We start from the raw sequence: 15,623 nt of genomic DNA on the forward strand, positions 1-15,623 counted from the left end.
ATGAGCGATCTTAGAACTGGGAGCCTCACGCGTCGGTCCTTCGGCGGGGTCGCACTCGGATTTACGGCGGCGGGGATCCTCGCGGGACATGCCGCGGGTGCTGACCAGGGCAACATGGTCGGCCGAAAGAATGGCCACGGGCTGGTCGCTGACCGACAAATCGACGCGGGAGACCTCACTGTTGGATACGCCGAACTTGGCCCCAACGACGGATCGCCCGTCCTTCTGTTCCACGGTTGGCCCTATGACATCAATGCGTTCGCCGAAGTCGCCCCGTTGCTTGCAGACCAGGGCCATCGTGTAATCGTCCCCCATCTGCGAGGATACGGCAGCACCAAGTTTCTCGCCGACGACACGATGCGCAACGGCCAACAGTCGGCGCTGGCAGTCGATGCCATCAAGCTGATGGACGCTCTGAAGATCGAGCGAGCCACTGTCGCGGGTTTCGACTGGGGCGCGCGGACCGCCGACATTGTCGCCGCGCTCTGGCCGGAACGATGCAAGTGCTTGGTCTCCGTCAGCGGCTATCTCATCGGGAACCAGACCGCCGGAAAGGCGCCGTTGCCGCCGTCGGCCGAACTGCAGTGGTGGTACCAGTTCTATTTCGCGACAGAACGCGGTCGCGACGGCTATGAAAAATACACGAACGACTTCGCCAGACTCATCTGGCAACTCGCCTCTCCTCGGTGGAAATTCGACGACAAGACGTTTGAACGAAGCGCTGCGGCGTTCGCCAATCCGGACCATGTGGCGATCGTCGTCCACAACTACCGTTGGCGGCTCGGTCTCGCGGAGGGAGAGAAGCGGTTCGACGAGTTCGAAACCAAGCTCGCATCCGCTCCCGACATCCACGTGCCTGCGATTACGATGGAAGGCGATGCCAATGGAGCACCGCATCCTGATCCGAAGGCCTACGCCGGAAAATTCAAGGCAAAATACGAACACCGTCTGATCAAGGGCGGTATAGGCCATAATCTCCCGCAGGAGTCACCAGAGGCTTTCGCTCAGGCAGTCATCGACGCGGATGCATGGGCATAAGCACCAGCATTGCTGGACGGTTCTTCCGAGGCTCGCCAGCCATCAGGTACAGCCGAACTCACCTATCGGATATTTGGATAGTATCGATCAGAAAATGACGGGTAGTAGGACGCCCGTCATCGTGTGATGAAGCGGGAGGCGCTTCTGCAAGACAGACGTGTCCGCTCCATCGCGGGGCGAGTTATCAGAAGCAGGAAGCGCCGAAACAGCGACCACCGCGGTTGCGTGGCGACAGTGCCTCGAAAGGATCCTTCGTTGGAAATCGGTATCGATAGTTTTGCCATGCTGCTGAACGACCCCGCTACGGGACGACTGCAGTCAGCCATCGATCGCATGGAGAGCGTACTTGCGGAGGTCGAGCTGGCCGATCAAGTCGGCCTCGACGTCTTTGGCATGGGCGAACATCATCGAGAGAACGCACTTGATTCCGCGCCAGCCGTGATCCTTGCGGCCGCTGCGGCGCGCACGAAGTCGATCAGGCTGACAAGCGCTGTCGCCGTCCTCAGCGCTGCCGACCCCGTGCGGCTCTTTCAGGAATTCGCCACACTGGATCTGATATCGCGCGGACGAGCGGAAATCGTGGTCGGCCGAGGTTCATCCATTGAGGCCTATCCCCTGTTCGGATTCGACCTTCGGGACTACGATTCCCTCTTCGCGGAGAAGCTGGACCTGTTGCTGAAGATCAGGGAAAAGCCAAGTATCGAGTGGCAGGGCCGCTTTCGAGCGCCCATCGGCGGCCAGGGTGTCTTTCCCCGTCCGCACCAGCCAACCTTGCCAATCTGGCTGGGTGTCGGCGGGACGCCCGAATCCTTCATCCGCGCCGGAACACTTGGCTTGCCTCTGATGGTCGCCATCATCGGCGGTAGCTTCGAGCGGTTTCTGCCGTTGGTCGAACTTTATCGACGTGCATGGCTCGCCGCGGGCCACCCCAGCGAGGAACAGAGGGTCGGCGTGCACGCTCTCGGCTTTGTCGGGGAAACTGACAAAGCAGCCAGGGAAGCGTTCTTCCCTGGCTGGTTCCAGATGTTCACGGACGCTGGACGGGAACGGGGCTGGCCACCGCCAACGCAGGCGCAATTCGACTTCATGTGCGGCCCGAACGGTGCGTTTCTGGTTGGCAGCCCGCAGACGGTTGCGGCAAAGATCGAGCATGTTAACAGGACATTGGGAGGGATTTCTCGCCTCACCTTCCAGATGAGCACAGCCGCCTTGGAGACCGAAGCAATGCGCCGTTCGATCGAACTCCTTGGCACCGATGTCGCTCCGATCGTTCGCGGACACCGTCTCGGCTAGAGCCATTGAGGCGCCTACATTGATCGGCGCCGCTATCTTCGAATGCTCGACCGACCCGTGATGGTGAAGCTGTCGCCGGACCCCCGTCCCTGCGCACCAACCACGGCGTCGTCCGGAAGGCGATGTCAGGCGGACGCGCGCCGATCGAGGACGATCGGCCAGCGGGTCATGTGAACTCCAATCATCCGTGGTGCTGCTCGGGTGATACCTCCGGCCATTCCTCACGTCTATTGTACCTTGGTGTGCCCAAGGCGGCACCCGATCCGAACGTATCGGAGACACCTTCGTACAATATCGTGGCACGGTTTTCGGCGCGATTGTCCCGGCAAAGCGGAAGACGACGCAAACCGTGTCCGGCTGCCTCCGCACACAACCGGTCAGCGCATGGCGCCGCTAGGTGAACGAAGGCCACCCGCGTCGCCCAAACGGAGGCAGGCATGAGCGTGCTTAAAACCGTGGTTATCCCGGGGCTTCGCAGGGAATCGGAGCGGGACTGGTCAAGCCATTAGCATCCGGCGGTCGCCATGCGCGCGCCGATTTGGCATGAATTGAAAAGTAATACTTTTAACGAGCGAAGGGTTGGCATGCCCGCCGTCGATGCCTATGTGAGTTCGACAGCCGTACGCCGACGGTTACGCAGAGCCTCCATTCAGCATGGCGAGGGCGGCCATGGCTTCTCATTTTGAAAGGATCCACGATGACACTCTCCGGCGACCTTCTTATCGGCGGCGCGCACGTGCGCGGCGCGGCCGCGGCATTCTCCGCAATCAATCCCGCCAACGGCAACCCGATGGAACCGCGCTTCGCGGGTGCGACGAAGGAGCAGGTGGAAGAGGCCACGAGTTTGGCGTGGGACGCTTTCCCGATCTACAAGGAGACGTCGCTCGATGATCGGGCTCGGTTCCTGGAAGCAATCGCCGAAGGCATCGTCGCACTCGGCGACGATCTCGTCCTGCGAGCGATTGACGAGACTGGCCTGCCACGCGGCCGCATCGAGGGAGAGCGCGCCAGGACCGTCGGACAGCTTCGCCTGTTCGCCAAGGAGGTTCGCGACGGCAGATTTCAGGAACTTCGCTTCGATCCGGCCGATACGGAGCGCAGGCCGGTTGCAAAGCCGGACCTTCGGCTGCGAAACGTTGCCCTCGGCCCTGTCGCGGTGTTCGGGGCATCGAATTTTCCCCTCGCCTTCTCTGTCGCTGGCGGTGACACCGCCTCCGCCCTCGCCGCGGGCTGCCCGGTTATCGTCAAGGCGCACTCCGCGCATCCCGGCACGTCCGAGCTGGTCGGCAGAGCCGTCGCGGACGCGGTTGCTGCATGCGGCCTTCCGCGGGGGACGTTTGGGCTTTTGTTCGACGCGGGATTCGAGGTCGGTCAGACCCTGGTCGCCGACCACCGCATACGCGCCGTCGGCTTCACGGGCTCGCGCCGCGGCGGCACCGCGCTGATGAAGATCGCGTCGGAGCGGAAGCAGCCGATACCCGTCTACGCCGAAATGAGCAGCATCAATCCTGTCATCCTCTATCCCAACGCACTTCGGAGCAGAGGAGCGGAGATCGGAAAATCGTTCGTATCCTCTCTGACCCTCGGCGCTGGCCAGTTCTGCACCAATCCTGGCCTGATCATCGCCGTCGAGGGTGCGGGCCTCGACGCCTTCACCGAGAGTGCCGCCGCAGCGCTTTCGGAATCGCAGGCTCAAACAATGCTGACTGGTGGCATCTTTGACGCATACTGCAATGGCGTCGCAAGGCTGTCGTCATCGTCTTCCGTCTCGCAAGTGGCCGCGGGAAAAGACGGAACGCCCCATCAGGCAGCGGCGGCGCTCTTCGAGACGACCGCGGCTGCATTCCTCGCGAATCCGGAACTTCAGGAAGAGGTTTTCGGCGCCTCGGGACTGATCGTCCGCTGCCGTGACGACGAGGAATTGCGAAGGGTCGTGGGATCCCTGGAAGGTCAGTTGACCATCGCCCTGCACGTGGACGCTGGAGACATCGGGGCCGCCTCGCCGATGATCTCGCAGTTGGAGCTGCTCGCGGGCCGACTTCTCGTCAACGGCTTCGGAACGGGGGTCGAGGTCTCCCCGGCGATGGTCCATGGCGGACCCTATCCAGCCACATCGGACGGACGATCGACCTCGGTCGGGACCATGGCGATCTACCGCTTCCTGCGCCCGGTCTCCTATCAGGACTTTCCAATAGATCTGCTTCCCGAGCCGCTCAAACTATTCTAAGCGCGTTTAGCCTCGGGCAACAGAATGTCGTGGATGCGATCGATGCATCCACGACGCAGGTCAGACTGCCGCTGTTCTAGCGGCCATCGTAGCTTTTTGCCCGCCACCCGCGATGATCTGCGCGGTGCCTGTGACTAGGCCCAGCGGCCGCCCAGTCGAAGGGGAAGGCTTATCCGCATCGTAGGCTGTTGCGAGACCGGTCGCCAGTTCATACGTTCTGTCATCCAACCTCACAGGAGCACAAGATGCAGATCGACCTCACAGGCAAGACCGCTCTGGTTACCGGATCCACTGAAGGCATTGGATACGCAATCGCCCGCCAGCTCGCGAGGGCGGGGGCGGACGTGGTGGTCAACGGCCGGTCCGAAGAAAAGACCGCAAAAGCCGCCGTCCGCCTGAAAGGCGAAGGCGCCAAGGGAAGCGTGACCGCGGCGGCAGCGGATCTCGCAACCGCTGGCGGATGTGACGCTCTTGTCGCCCAAGTTCCTCACGTGGACATCCTCATCAACAACGCGGGCATCTTCCAGCCGCTAGACTTCTTCGATGCGGGCGACGAGGTATGGGACCGCCACTGGCAGGTGAACGTCATGTCCGCCGTCAGGCTTTCGCGCGCATATCTTCCGGGGATGCAGAAGCTCGATTGGGGCCGCGTCATCTTCATCGCGTCTGAATCCGGCTTTAACATTCCGGTCGAGATGATCCACTATGGTGTCAGCAAGACCGCAGACATTGCGGTTGCCCGCGGCCTTGCCAAGCGCATGGCTGGCACGGGCGTCACCGTGAACTCCGTCCTTCCCGGCCCCACGCTTTCGGAAGGCGTCGAGGCGATGCTCGCCGAGGAACGTGTGAAGACGGGGAAACCGATCGAGGAGGTGGCGGCGGACTTCGTCAAGAAGCACCGCGCCGGTTCGATCATCCAACGGGCCGCGAGCGTCGAGGAAATTGCCAATCTCGTAACCTATCTGGCCTCCCCTTTGGCGTCCGCAACGACTGGAGCTTCGATGCGCGTGGACGGAGGCCTGATCGACACGCTCTGACTGACGCCACCGACCGGCCACTGCACCGTCTTCGTCGGAAGTTGTCTCCGCGATGCGCTGCGGTGGCGGGCTATTCGGTGGCCTTTCCAAAGCCCTCCAATTCTCACTCTTCGCAGACCAGTAGCTTATCGAAAAGACGGCACGTCAAGGAACCGCTGGCGACCGCCAAGGTTTAGCCTCGAGAACATCAGCGCAGATGAGTTCAATGGAAGACGCAGCGAGAGACTTGGGCGAACAACGTCGACGACTCGATCGCCGTCGCGTCGCGGCAATCGGCGACTAGCTTGGGAATTCAGCATGAACATCGAGACGATCATTTTCGGGCCGAGCGACTGGGTCCCGAACAACCCGCATCTTCCTGTATTGCTTTACAAAGGGCTGTTTGCCGACAGCGGACCGACCGATTTCGAAGGTCGCTTCGCGGCAAACGGTTGGACAGGCATCTGGAGAAACGGTGTCTTCGATTATCAGCACTACCATTCCGGTGCCCATGAAGTGCTGGGAATTGCAGTTGGTAGCGCCACGCTGCTGATTGGTGGTCCCGAGGGGCAGGCAATAGCGGTGGCGGCCGGAGACTGTCTAGTGCTTCCTGCCGGGACAGGGCATCAGAATCTCGGCTGCACGTCGAACTTCCAGGTCATCGGCGCTTATCCTAAGGGACAGCATGCCGACATTCAGACTTCGGCTGCTTCAAGCGAAACGCTGACGAAAATCTCGTCAGTACCCCTACCCCACACCGATCCCGTTCAAGGACCATCGGGATTTCTCGTCGAGAAATGGCGGTAGCAGGCTTGCCGCGTTCGCTGATCTGATCGACTCCACCTCCATCAGCACCACGCCGGCAGTAAAAAGCCAGGCCTGCACCTATGCCGTGGTATGGCTTGTCCTGTCCCTCGGCCCCACTCGTCCTTGCCCCTCGACCAATCGATCGCAAACACGCCTCCATGTAGCGTCGTCGATGCCGTGTTTGAGGCGGCGGTCAGAAGGAGACGAACATGAACCTTGAGACAAAGATGAGCCTGGAAAACACCGCACACACCGGCAGACCTCAGCTCGACGAATTGGTTCCGTCGCGCTACGCGGTGCGGGTCGGCGAGATTGAGGTGCTGGTGGTCAGCGATGGAGTGCTACCGCTGCCTACCGCGATGCTGGGACACAACATCGATCCCGCCGTCCGAGCGGCCTGGCTGAAAGACATGTTCCTGCCGGCGGATGCTTTCGACTGGGCGCTGAACGTGGTCGTGGTGCGCAGCGGCGACCAGACCATACTCCTCGACGCAGGGCTGGGGATCGACCCGGACCTGCATCTGCCGCGGGCCGGGCAGCTGATCAAACGGTTGGAAGCTGCCGGCATCGATCTTGCGTCGGTGACCGACGTGGTGCTGACCCACATGCACATGGACCATATTGGCGGGCTGCTCGTCGACGGGGTGAAGGACCAGTTGCGTCCGGACCTACGCATCCACGTGGCGGCGGCTGAGGTCAAATTCTGGGAGGCGCCCGATTTCTCCCGGGTCTCTATGCCACCGGGGTTCCCGGACGCGCTTCGGGCGACTGCCACGCGGTTCGCCGAAGAATATCGCAGCCATTTCAGGCTGTTCGATGACGAGTACGAGGTGGCGCCGGGCGTGGTCGTCCATCGCACCGGCGGCCACACCCCGGGGCACAGCGTGATCCGCCTGGCGTCCGGCGGCGACCGGCTGATGTTTGCCGGCGACGCCGTATTCGCGGTCGGCTTTGAGCACCCCGACTGGTTCAACGGCTTCGAGCACGACCCCGAGGAGGCGGCGCGCGTTCGGATCCGTCTTTTGCGGGAACTGGCGGAGACCGGCGAGCAGCTGGTGGCGACGCACCTGCCGTTCCCGTCCGTCGGCCGGGTGGCGGTCGACGGCGACGCCTTTCGTTGGGTGGCGGCCTTCTGGGACTACTGATCGCTTGTCGGGTTGGGATCTTAGAGCGTGTACTCATCGCGTGAATGAGTCCACGCTCTATCGATTTGTTTCTGCGCAATTCCGAACGCTAAACCACTACACACTTTTGCTGGAATTGCTTAAGTCAGATCCTGACCCGCCGATCATCCCCACATCCTGGAAGACCTCTTGGCCGATATCGTCAGCCTGCTATTGCCGTTCTTCGGCCTGATCCTCATCGGTTACATCGCCGCCAAGGCGACGAAGCAGCCTACCGAAGCGCTCGGCTGGCTGAACACCTTCATCATCTATGCCGCCCTGCCCGCTCTGTTCTTCAAGCTCGTCTCGCGCACGCCGATCGAAGAGCTGAGCCGCGTCGATTTCATCGCCACCGATATTGCGGCGACCTATGCAGTCTTCATCCTGCTTTTCGCCATCGGCCGCCTGCTGCGCGGCAATTCGCTTGCCGATTGCACCATCCAGTCCTTTGCCGGCGCCTACGGCAATATCGGCTATTTGGGACCGGGCCTGGCGCTCTTGGCGCTCGGCGAAGGCGCGGCGGTGCCGGTGGCGCTGATCATCTGCTTCGAAAACGCGCTGCATTTCGTCGTGGCGCCGGCACTGATGGCAGCGGCTGGCGACGACAAGCGTTCAGCCAGCCGGCTTATCGCCGACATCGTGCGGAAAGTCGGCCTGCATCCCTTCATCCTGTCGACGACGCTTGGCTTTGCCGTGGCTGCCTTGCATCTCGACCAGCCGCTGGCGTTTCAGCGCCTCGTCGATTATCTCGCCCAGGCGGCGGCTCCCTGCGCGCTGTTTGCCATGGGCGTGACGCTGGCGCTGCGGCCGCTGAAGCGGATCCCGGCCGAGATCTCCTATATCGTGCCGGCGAAGCTCATCCTGCATCCGATCGCGGTTTTTGTTGCACTGACGGCGATTGGTGGTTTCGAGCCGGTCTGGATTCAGGCCGCCGTGCTGCTGGCCTCACTGCCGACGGCGACCAACGTCTTCGTCATCGGCCAGCAATATGGCGTCTGGCAGGAGCGCGCCTCGGCGACGATCCTGGTCACGACGGTGTTTTCGGTGGTGACTGTTTCGCTCTGGCTGATCGTGATCCGATCAGGCCTTCTTCCGCTTCAGCTTTTCCCGTAGCGCATCGGGAATATCGCGAAAGCCGCGGCCGGGCTCGATGCCCTCGCGCATGACGATATTGCGCAGCGGCGGTATGGCCGAGAGGATATGCAGGCCGGCAGCCCGCAGCATCTGGACGGGCAGGAAATCCGAGAGCAGCGAGCGGTTGAGAAGATCGACACTGGCCGTGCGCGTCATGATATCGGCGCGGCGCCTGCGGTCGAAGCTTTCGCCGGCATCGGCCGGCACCGGTAATTCCGCCCTGTCGCAAAGGATATCTGCAAGCGCCATGATATCGCGAAGGCTAAGGTTCAGCCCCTGTGCCCCGATCGGCGGGAAGACATGGGCGGCCTCGCCGATCAGCGCGATGCGTCCCTTGCCGAAACGATGCGCCATCATGCCGGACAGCGGCCAGACCTGGACGCCCTCCTCGACGCTGACCTTGCCGAGCATGGACTGCATGTGCGCCTCGACAAGAGCGCCGAGCTCGGCAAGCGGCAATTCCAAGCGGCTCGCCGCCTCGGCGGGATCCTGCACCCAGACCAGGCTGGAGCGGCTTCCCGGCAGCGGCACCTGGGTGAAGGGGCCGTGTTTGGTGTGGAATTCGGTCGAGATATTCTGGTGCGGCAGCGAATGGGCGAAATTCAACACCATGGCCGATTGCGGATAGGACCAGTTGCGCACGGTAATGCCCGATGTTTCGCGCAGCTTCGAGCCGCGGCCATCGGCGCCGACGGCAAAATCGGCCGACAGCGTCTCGCTGCCGGCAAGCGTGATCGAGACCACTTCGGCTGAGATGTCGATCGATTCGGCCATATCGGTGAAGCGGTTGATATTGCCCTCGCCGGCAGCGGCCTCTTCGAGGATATCGATCAGCGCCCTGTTGGGGAAATTGTAGCCGAAGGCATCCAGGCCGACATCGGCCGCGCGGAAGGTGGTGGTCGGCGCGCGCAGCAGCCTGTCGGTGCCGTCGACGATGCGCATGCTGGTGAGAGGGGCGGCTGCGGGACGAAGCTTTTCCCAGAGCGCCAGGCGGTCGAGGAAGCGGATCGACTGATCCATCAGCGCTGTGGTGCGCCGGTCCTCCTTGGGAGCAACGGGGGCAACCAGCGCCACGCTGCGGCCGCCGCGCGCCAGCGCGATTGCGGCGATCATGCCGGCCAGACCGCCACCGACCACCGCCACTTCGAATGTCTTCATGCTATCGTTCCGCCATCGTAAAAAGGCGGATCGACCGCTTATGCGGCCGGCTTCGCCTGACGGCGCCAACTATAGCCCTTGCCGGCTTCGGCGTCACGCACCGCCGGCTGATAATGATGGGGAATGGCGGGAAGACGGTTTTCGGCCAGACGCTTCAGCGCCGTGGCGTTGGTGACCGAAAAGCTGTCGATGCCGACGCGCAGCATCAGCGGCACCTGATCGATCAGCACGTCGCCGACGGCGCGCAGCTCGTTGGTGTAGCCGAGGCGCTGGCGCAGCAACGAAGCATGGCTGAAGGCGCGGCCGTCGTTGAAAGCCGGAAAGGCGACGGCAATGATTTCGAGGCGATAGAGATAGGGCTCCAGCCGGCGCACGTCGTCGGCCGGCTTGATCAACACGCCGAGGCCGACATCGTTGCTTTCGTCGGCCTTGGCGATCAGTTCGTCGAGACTAAGCAGCGGCTTCTGCTCTTCGGACGCCTTCACCTCGTCGGTCTCGATCACCCAGGGATCGTTTTCGACAAAACCGGTTTCTCTCCAGATCTTCGTCATCATCCCCTCCTTATGCCGCTTCGGCCGTCGCGCCGTAGAGCGCGGTCTTGAAAGGCTGCGGTCCGACGCGGCGATAGGCGGCGAGGAAGTTCTCGGATGGATCGAGGCGCAGGCCGAGATAGGTGTCGACGATCGTCTCGATCGCGTCGGTCACCCGGTCCGGCTCGAAGCCGCGGCCGATGATTTCGCCGATCGAGGTATGTTCGTCGCCGGAGCCGCCGAGCGTGATCTGGTAGAGTTCGGCGCCCTTCTTTTCCACACCGAGCAGGCCGATATGGCCGACATGGTGATGGCCGCAGGCATTGATGCAGCCGGAGATCTTGATCTTCAGTTCGCCGATCTCTGCCTGACGTTCGGCATTGCCGAAACGCCGGGAGATTTCCTGCGCCAGCGGAATCGAGCGTGCATTGGCCAGCGCGCAGTAGTCCAGCCCGGGACAGGCAATGATATCGGTGATCAGGCCGGCATTGGCTTCGGCGAGATTGATGGCGACGAGGCCGCGATAGACGGCTTCGAGATCGGCAAGTGCCACATGCGGCAGGATCAGGTTCTGCTCATGGCTGACGCGGATTTCGTCGAAGGCATATTCCTCGGCGAGATCGGCAATCGCATCCATCTGCGCATCCGAGGCATCGCCCGGAATGCCGCCGATCGGCTTCAGCGAGATCGTCACCATGCCGTAGTCGGGGTTCTTGTGCGGCTGCACGTTCTGCTGGACCCAGCGGGAGAAACCGGAATCAGCCTTCTTCCAGCGGGCGAGGTTTTCCCAGCCTTCGGCGCGCTGGGGCAGATCAGGCGGCGCGAAATAGGCAGCGATCGACTGGACGTCCTTTTCCGGCAGCTTGAGCTCGGTATCCTTCAGCGCGACGAATTCGGCCTCCACCTGGCGCGTCAGCTCCTCGGTGCCGGTTTCGTGCACTAGGATCTTGATGCGGGCCTTGTACTTGTTGTCGCGGCGGCCGTGCAGATTGTACACGCGCACGATTGCCGTGGTGTAGGAGAGCAGGTCTTCCTCGGGCAGGAAGTCGCGGATCAGCTTGGCGATCATCGGCGTACGGCCCTGGCCGCCGCCGACATAGACGGCAAAACCGATTTCGCCCTTGTCGTTCTTCTTCACATGCAGGCCGATATCATGGACCTGGATTGCGGCGCGGTCACGCTCGGCGCCGGTAACGGCGATCTTGAACTTGCGCGGCAGGAAGGAAAATTCCGGGTGTACCGACGACCACTGGCGCAGGATTTCGGCGTAAGGACGCGGATCGGCGACCTCATCGGCGGCGGCACCGGCGAAGTGATCGGCGGTGACGTTTCTGATGCAGTTGCCGGAGGTCTGCAGCGCATGCATTTCAACGCTGGCGAGGTCGGCCAGCGCATCCGGAATATCGGACAGCTTCGGCCAGTTGAACTGCAGATTCTGGCGCGTGGTGAAGTGTCCGTAGCCGCGGTCATAGGTGCGGGCGATATGGGCGAGCATGCGCAGCTGGCGCGCGCTCAGCGTGCCATAGGGAATGGCGATGCGCAGCATGTAGGCGTGGAGCTGCAGGTAGACGCCGTTCATCAGGCGCAGCGGCTTGAACGCATCCTCGGCGAGTTCGCCGGAAAGGCGGCGCTGGACCTGATCGCGAAACTGCTCGACGCGCTCGGTAACAAAGGCATGGTCAAATTCGTCGTAACGGTACATCGTCTTCCTCAGACTGCAATGAATTCGGGATCGGCAGGAGCGTAGCCCGGGGCATATTCCATGGTCGGGCCCTGTGCGCGGATGCGCTCGCGAAGGCGAAGCGGCCAGAGAATGCCGTTGGTTTCCTGAACGTCGACGACGGCGACGTCGACGACCTCGTTGTCGGCATAGGATTTCTTGCCGATCGCCTCCAGCGCCGCGACGGCCTCGGCATGATGGGCAACGAGCGCCTCCTGCAGCGAGGTGGACCACTTCCCGTTCGCATCCAGCCAGACGGCAATGCCGTCCGTCAGCCGGTTGGCGGTCAGAACCTTGTCACCCATATTCAGCTCCTTGCAAGTTCCTCGAGCCGGGCATTTGCGCGCACTAGTGGCTCGGACAGTTCGAAATTGGCGCCGGCTACCGCATCGCCGATGATGACCATGACAGGCCCGGTCAACTCGTCGCGGCGCTGCAGATCGGGCAAATCGGCGAGCGTCCCATGCAGCAGGCGACGATCGGCGCGGCTGGCATTTTCGATTACGGCGACGGTGGTTTCGGCGGGAATGCCCGCCTGCATCAGCCGCTCGGCAACGGAGGCAGCAACCGTGCGGCCCATATAGACGGCGATCGTCGCGCCGGAAACGGCAAGGCTTGCCCAATCGGGCAGCACGTCGCCTGTGAGATCATGGCCTGTCGTAAAGACCAACGAGGAGGCGACGCCGCGCAACGTCAGCGGCAGCTCGAAATCGGCTGCGGCAGCGAAAGCCGAGGTGATACCGGGCACGACCTCATAGGTGACGCCCGCAGCACGCAATGCGGCCATCTCTTCCCCTGCCCGGCCATAGACCAGCGGATCGCCGGATTTCAGGCGCACGACCCGCTTGCCCTGGCGGCCGAGATCGACCAGCAGGTCGTTGATTTCTTCCTGGGACTTCGAGTGGCAGCCCTTGCGCTTGCCGACGGAAAGCCGCTCGGCATCACGGCGGCCCATATCGACGATCGCCTGCGGCACGAGCGCGTCATAGACGATGACGTCGGCTTCCATCATCACGCGCTGGGCCCGCAGCGTCAGCAGATCCTCGGCACCCGGACCGGCGCCGACCAGCCAGACGTGGCCTGCGACCTTGTCCATCGCGTGCAGCAGCCGGTCGGCGGCATGGTGGGCCTGCGGCAGGTTGCCGTTGGCGACCGCATCGGCAACGGCGCCGGAGAAGAAACGACGCCAGAAGACCCGGCGGGAGACGCCTCTCGGAACCAGTTGTTCGACGGCCTTGCGGTAGCTCGTTGCCAACCCGGCAAGGCGGCCGAGCGAGGGCGAAAGAAGCTGGTCGATCTGGGCGCGGATCATCTGCGCCAGAACCGGCCCTGCCCCTTCAGTGCCGATCGCAACGGCGACGGGCGCGCGGTTGACCAGCGCCGGCGTGAAGAAATCGCAGTAATCGGGCTGATCGACGGCATTGGCCGGAATTCTGGCGGCGCGGGCGGCATCGACGATGCTGCGGTCGTCGGCTTCATTGCCGGTTGCGGCGAAGACGAGCGCCGAACCCTCGACCTGTTCGGCTGAGAAGGCAACGCGCACGGTCTCGATACGGTTGCCGATCAGGAACGAGTGGTAATCGGCTTCCGGCCGATCGGCATAGGCGACAATCCGCGCCTTCGTGTTCAGCAGCAGCCGCACCTTAGCGAAAGCTTCGTCGCCATTGCCGAAGACAGCCGTCTTCTGGCCTTCCACGCGAAAGAAGGCGGGAAATACCGAAAGCTGTTCAGTCTTGGGAGGCATCATCAATCCACTTCAAGGTTGCCGGAATATGCCCTTGATCGACAAGGGATTGAAGGAACAGAAATTCGAAAGCCCAAGCAAGCGGGTATTCTTTTGCTCGTGCCGTCAATGATTTGAGAAAAGTCACCCGTGCGGCCAAAAAGCCGCATCTTCCCAGCCCGCTTGCTGCAATGCAGTATAAAGCTTGTGACAAAAGACGTCCACCGGTGCTTGACGCATTTCACTCGCGCCGCCAAGGCGATAGATTGAGGAAAACTGGAGCGCCCTCATGCCTGATAAGACCATTGCCTCCCGCCTGCTTTCGGTCATCGAAGGCGACATCCTGCCGCTGACGGAGCGTGGCGTTTCGCTTGGCAATAAGGTGTTCGGTGCGGCGATCTTAAGGAAATCCGATCTTTCGCTCGTCGTCGCCGAGACGAATAACGAGCTGGAAAATCCGCTCTGGCACGGCGAGGTCCATACGCTGAAGCGCTTCTACGAGCTTGGCGACAAGCCGCCGACCAAGGATCTGATCTTCCTTTCGACGCACGAGCCCTGCACGATGTGCATGTCGGCGATCACCTGGGCCGGCTTCGACAATTTCTACTATTTTTTCAGCCATGAGGATTCGCGCGACGCCTTCGCCATTCCGCACGACCTGAAGATACTCAAGGAGGTCTTCGGGCTTGAACCCGGCGGCTACCGCAGGCAAAACGCCTTCTGGAACAGCTTTGCCATCGCCGATCTCGTCGAGACCGAGGAGGGTCCGCTGAAGACCGCGCTGAAGACGCAGACCGCCCGCATCAAGGCGCGCTACGACGCGCTGTCGACCAGCTACCAATCGTCGAAGAGCGCCAACGATATTCCTCTGAATTGAGGCCCACCGAACTGAAGCCCGCTGAATCGAGGCAACATGGAACCTTCCAAAGAAATTTCGCGGCTGATCGAGATCATGGCGGCGCTGCGCCATCCCGAAACCGGCTGCCCCTGGGACATCGAACAGAACTTCGAGACGATCAAGCCCTATACGATCGAGGAGGCCTATGAGGTCTCCGACGCGATCGAGCGCGGCGATATGGACGATCTCTGCGACGAGTTGGGCGACCTGCTGCTGCAGGTGGTGTTTCACGCACGCATGGCCGAGGAGGCCGGCGAATTTTCCTTCGGCGACGTGGTCAACGCCATCACCGCCAAGATGATCCGCCGCCACCCGCACGTCTTTGCCCGCTCGGCGGCGGATACGCCGGACGCGGTGAAGAGACAATGGGACGAGATCAAGCAGGCGGAGAAACGCGAGCGCGCTGAGCGGCGGTCACGGCGTGGCATCACCGAGGATTTCAACAGCGGCTTCCTCGGTTCCGTGCAGCGTAGCTTCCCGGCTCTGACGGAAGCACTGAAGCTGCAGGAACGCGCCGCCAAGGTCGGCTTCGACTGGTCAGCACCGGAGCCGATCCTCGACAAGATCGAGGAAGAGATCGGTGAATTGCGGGTAGCCCTTCGCGAAGGCGATCAGGCAAAGGTCAGCGACGAACTCGGCGACCTGATCTTCGCGGTCGTCAATATCGGGCGGCATGTGAAGGCGGATCCGGAACAGGCAGTGCGCGGAACCAATACGAAATTCCGGCGGCGTTTCAGCCATATAGAACAAGTTCTTGAGGCAGAAGGCGAGACGCTGGAAGACGCGACGCTGGAGCGGATGGAGGAAATCTGGCAGGCGGCGAAGTCGATTGAAAGAGCTGTGACATCGGGGGCTGAGTGAGTTTTCCCTGAGCATTTCAAAGGGAACAGAGTTAGAGCGGAGGCTGGGCTTGCTC

Annotated in this window: 14 protein-coding genes; 9 read left to right on the plus strand and 5 right to left on the minus strand. The window is 62.2% G+C overall.

Translation table 11 applies throughout. The features are described 5' to 3' along the window. From HFO71_RS17250 to HFO71_RS17280, 7 genes are all read left to right on the plus strand, one after another. Complete coding sequence (locus tag HFO71_RS17250) at positions 1-1,038, plus strand: alpha/beta fold hydrolase (RefSeq protein WP_168258345.1); 1,038 nt, start codon at positions 1-3, stop codon at positions 1,036-1,038. 255 nt (positions 1,039-1,293) lie between these two features. Next, complete coding sequence (locus HFO71_RS17255; RefSeq protein ID WP_077981074.1) at positions 1,294-2,331, plus strand: LLM class flavin-dependent oxidoreductase; 1,038 nt, start codon at positions 1,294-1,296, stop codon at positions 2,329-2,331. Positions 2,332-3,028: 697 nt separating this feature from the next. Then, positions 3,029-4,558, plus strand: a complete 1,530-nt coding sequence (locus HFO71_RS17260; RefSeq protein ID WP_168258344.1) for an aldehyde dehydrogenase (NADP(+)) — start codon at positions 3,029-3,031, stop codon at positions 4,556-4,558. Positions 4,559-4,803: 245 nt separating this feature from the next. Beyond that, positions 4,804-5,595, plus strand: a complete 792-nt coding sequence (locus HFO71_RS17265) for an SDR family NAD(P)-dependent oxidoreductase (RefSeq protein ID WP_077981076.1) — start codon at positions 4,804-4,806, stop codon at positions 5,593-5,595. Between the two features lie 297 nt (positions 5,596-5,892). Continuing rightward, positions 5,893-6,381: a cupin gene (locus HFO71_RS17270; RefSeq protein WP_077981077.1), complete on the plus strand. Its 489-nt coding sequence runs from the start codon at positions 5,893-5,895 to the stop codon at positions 6,379-6,381. A 209-nt stretch (positions 6,382-6,590) separates the two neighbouring features. Further along, positions 6,591-7,526: an MBL fold metallo-hydrolase gene (locus HFO71_RS17275; RefSeq protein ID WP_077981078.1), complete on the plus strand. Its 936-nt coding sequence runs from the start codon at positions 6,591-6,593 to the stop codon at positions 7,524-7,526. A gap of 168 nt (positions 7,527-7,694) precedes the next feature. After that, complete coding sequence (locus tag HFO71_RS17280) at positions 7,695-8,657, plus strand: AEC family transporter (RefSeq protein WP_131642307.1); 963 nt, start codon at positions 7,695-7,697, stop codon at positions 8,655-8,657. On the opposite strand, the gene HFO71_RS17285 is transcribed toward HFO71_RS17280, so the two are convergent. Genes HFO71_RS17285 through cysG form a run of 5 tightly spaced genes read right to left on the minus strand, consistent with a single transcriptional unit; the run spans position 8,625 to position 13,830 of the window. Beyond that, complete coding sequence (locus tag HFO71_RS17285; protein WP_221988238.1) at positions 8,625-9,836, minus strand: UbiH/UbiF family hydroxylase; 1,212 nt, start codon at positions 9,834-9,836, stop codon at positions 8,625-8,627. The genes HFO71_RS17280 and HFO71_RS17285 overlap by 33 nt on opposite strands. 38 nt (positions 9,837-9,874) lie before the next feature. Continuing rightward, the gene (locus HFO71_RS17290) at positions 9,875-10,387 is read right to left on the minus strand and encodes a DUF934 domain-containing protein (RefSeq protein WP_131642305.1); all 513 of its coding nucleotides are present in this window, start codon (positions 10,385-10,387) and stop codon (positions 9,875-9,877) included. Between the two features lie 10 nt (positions 10,388-10,397). Continuing rightward, a complete protein-coding gene (locus HFO71_RS17295; protein ID WP_131642304.1) occupies positions 10,398-12,068 on the minus strand; it encodes a nitrite/sulfite reductase in 1,671 nt (556 codons plus the stop codon). A gap of 8 nt (positions 12,069-12,076) precedes the next feature. Beyond that, the gene (locus HFO71_RS17300; protein WP_131642303.1) at positions 12,077-12,391 is read right to left on the minus strand and encodes a DUF2849 domain-containing protein; all 315 of its coding nucleotides are present in this window, start codon (positions 12,389-12,391) and stop codon (positions 12,077-12,079) included. Positions 12,392-12,393: 2 nt separating this feature from the next. Further along, positions 12,394-13,830, minus strand: coding sequence for a siroheme synthase CysG (gene cysG, locus HFO71_RS17305; protein ID WP_131642302.1), 1,437 nt, complete (start codon positions 13,828-13,830; stop codon positions 12,394-12,396). A 268-nt stretch (positions 13,831-14,098) separates the two neighbouring features. Here cysG and HFO71_RS17310 point away from each other — a divergent pair, with 268 nt between their 5' ends. Together HFO71_RS17310 and mazG are read left to right on the plus strand one after the other, a co-directional pair. Continuing rightward, positions 14,099-14,686 (plus strand): deaminase, encoded by a 588-nt coding sequence (locus HFO71_RS17310; protein WP_131642301.1) that lies wholly within the window; start codon positions 14,099-14,101, stop codon positions 14,684-14,686. A gap of 36 nt (positions 14,687-14,722) precedes the next feature. Next, positions 14,723-15,568 (plus strand): nucleoside triphosphate pyrophosphohydrolase, encoded by an 846-nt coding sequence (gene mazG, locus HFO71_RS17315; protein WP_168258342.1) that lies wholly within the window; start codon positions 14,723-14,725, stop codon positions 15,566-15,568. The last annotated feature ends 55 nt before the right edge of the window (positions 15,569-15,623 follow it).

Source organism: Rhizobium laguerreae (assembly GCF_019778565.1).
Lineage (GTDB): Bacteria > Pseudomonadota > Alphaproteobacteria > Rhizobiales > Rhizobiaceae > Rhizobium > Rhizobium laguerreae.

What these genes read in the sequence shown, in the direction of transcription:
- HFO71_RS17250 (WP_168258345.1), top strand. Translation starts at nt 1, where the DNA reads ATGAGCGATCTTAGAACTGGGAGCCTCACGCGTCGGTCCTTCGGCGGG.
- HFO71_RS17260 (WP_168258344.1), top strand. Translation starts at nt 3,029, where the DNA reads ATGACACTCTCCGGCGACCTTCTTATCGGCGGCGCGCACGTGCGCGGC.
- HFO71_RS17265 (WP_077981076.1), top strand. Translation starts at nt 4,804, where the DNA reads ATGCAGATCGACCTCACAGGCAAGACCGCTCTGGTTACCGGATCCACT.
- HFO71_RS17270 (WP_077981077.1), top strand. Translation starts at nt 5,893, where the DNA reads ATGAACATCGAGACGATCATTTTCGGGCCGAGCGACTGGGTCCCGAAC.
- HFO71_RS17275 (WP_077981078.1), top strand. Translation starts at nt 6,591, where the DNA reads ATGAACCTTGAGACAAAGATGAGCCTGGAAAACACCGCACACACCGGC.
- HFO71_RS17285 (WP_221988238.1), bottom strand. Translation starts at nt 9,836, where the DNA reads ATGAAGACATTCGAAGTGGCGGTGGTCGGTGGCGGTCTGGCCGGCATG.
- HFO71_RS17290 (WP_131642305.1), bottom strand. Translation starts at nt 10,387, where the DNA reads ATGACGAAGATCTGGAGAGAAACCGGTTTTGTCGAAAACGATCCCTGG.
- HFO71_RS17295 (WP_131642304.1), bottom strand. Translation starts at nt 12,068, where the DNA reads ATGTACCGTTACGACGAATTTGACCATGCCTTTGTTACCGAGCGCGTC.
- HFO71_RS17300 (WP_131642303.1), bottom strand. Translation starts at nt 12,391, where the DNA reads ATGGGTGACAAGGTTCTGACCGCCAACCGGCTGACGGACGGCATTGCC.
- cysG (WP_131642302.1), bottom strand. Translation starts at nt 13,830, where the DNA reads ATGCCTCCCAAGACTGAACAGCTTTCGGTATTTCCCGCCTTCTTTCGC.
- HFO71_RS17310 (WP_131642301.1), top strand. Translation starts at nt 14,099, where the DNA reads ATGCCTGATAAGACCATTGCCTCCCGCCTGCTTTCGGTCATCGAAGGC.
- mazG (WP_168258342.1), top strand. Translation starts at nt 14,723, where the DNA reads ATGGAACCTTCCAAAGAAATTTCGCGGCTGATCGAGATCATGGCGGCG.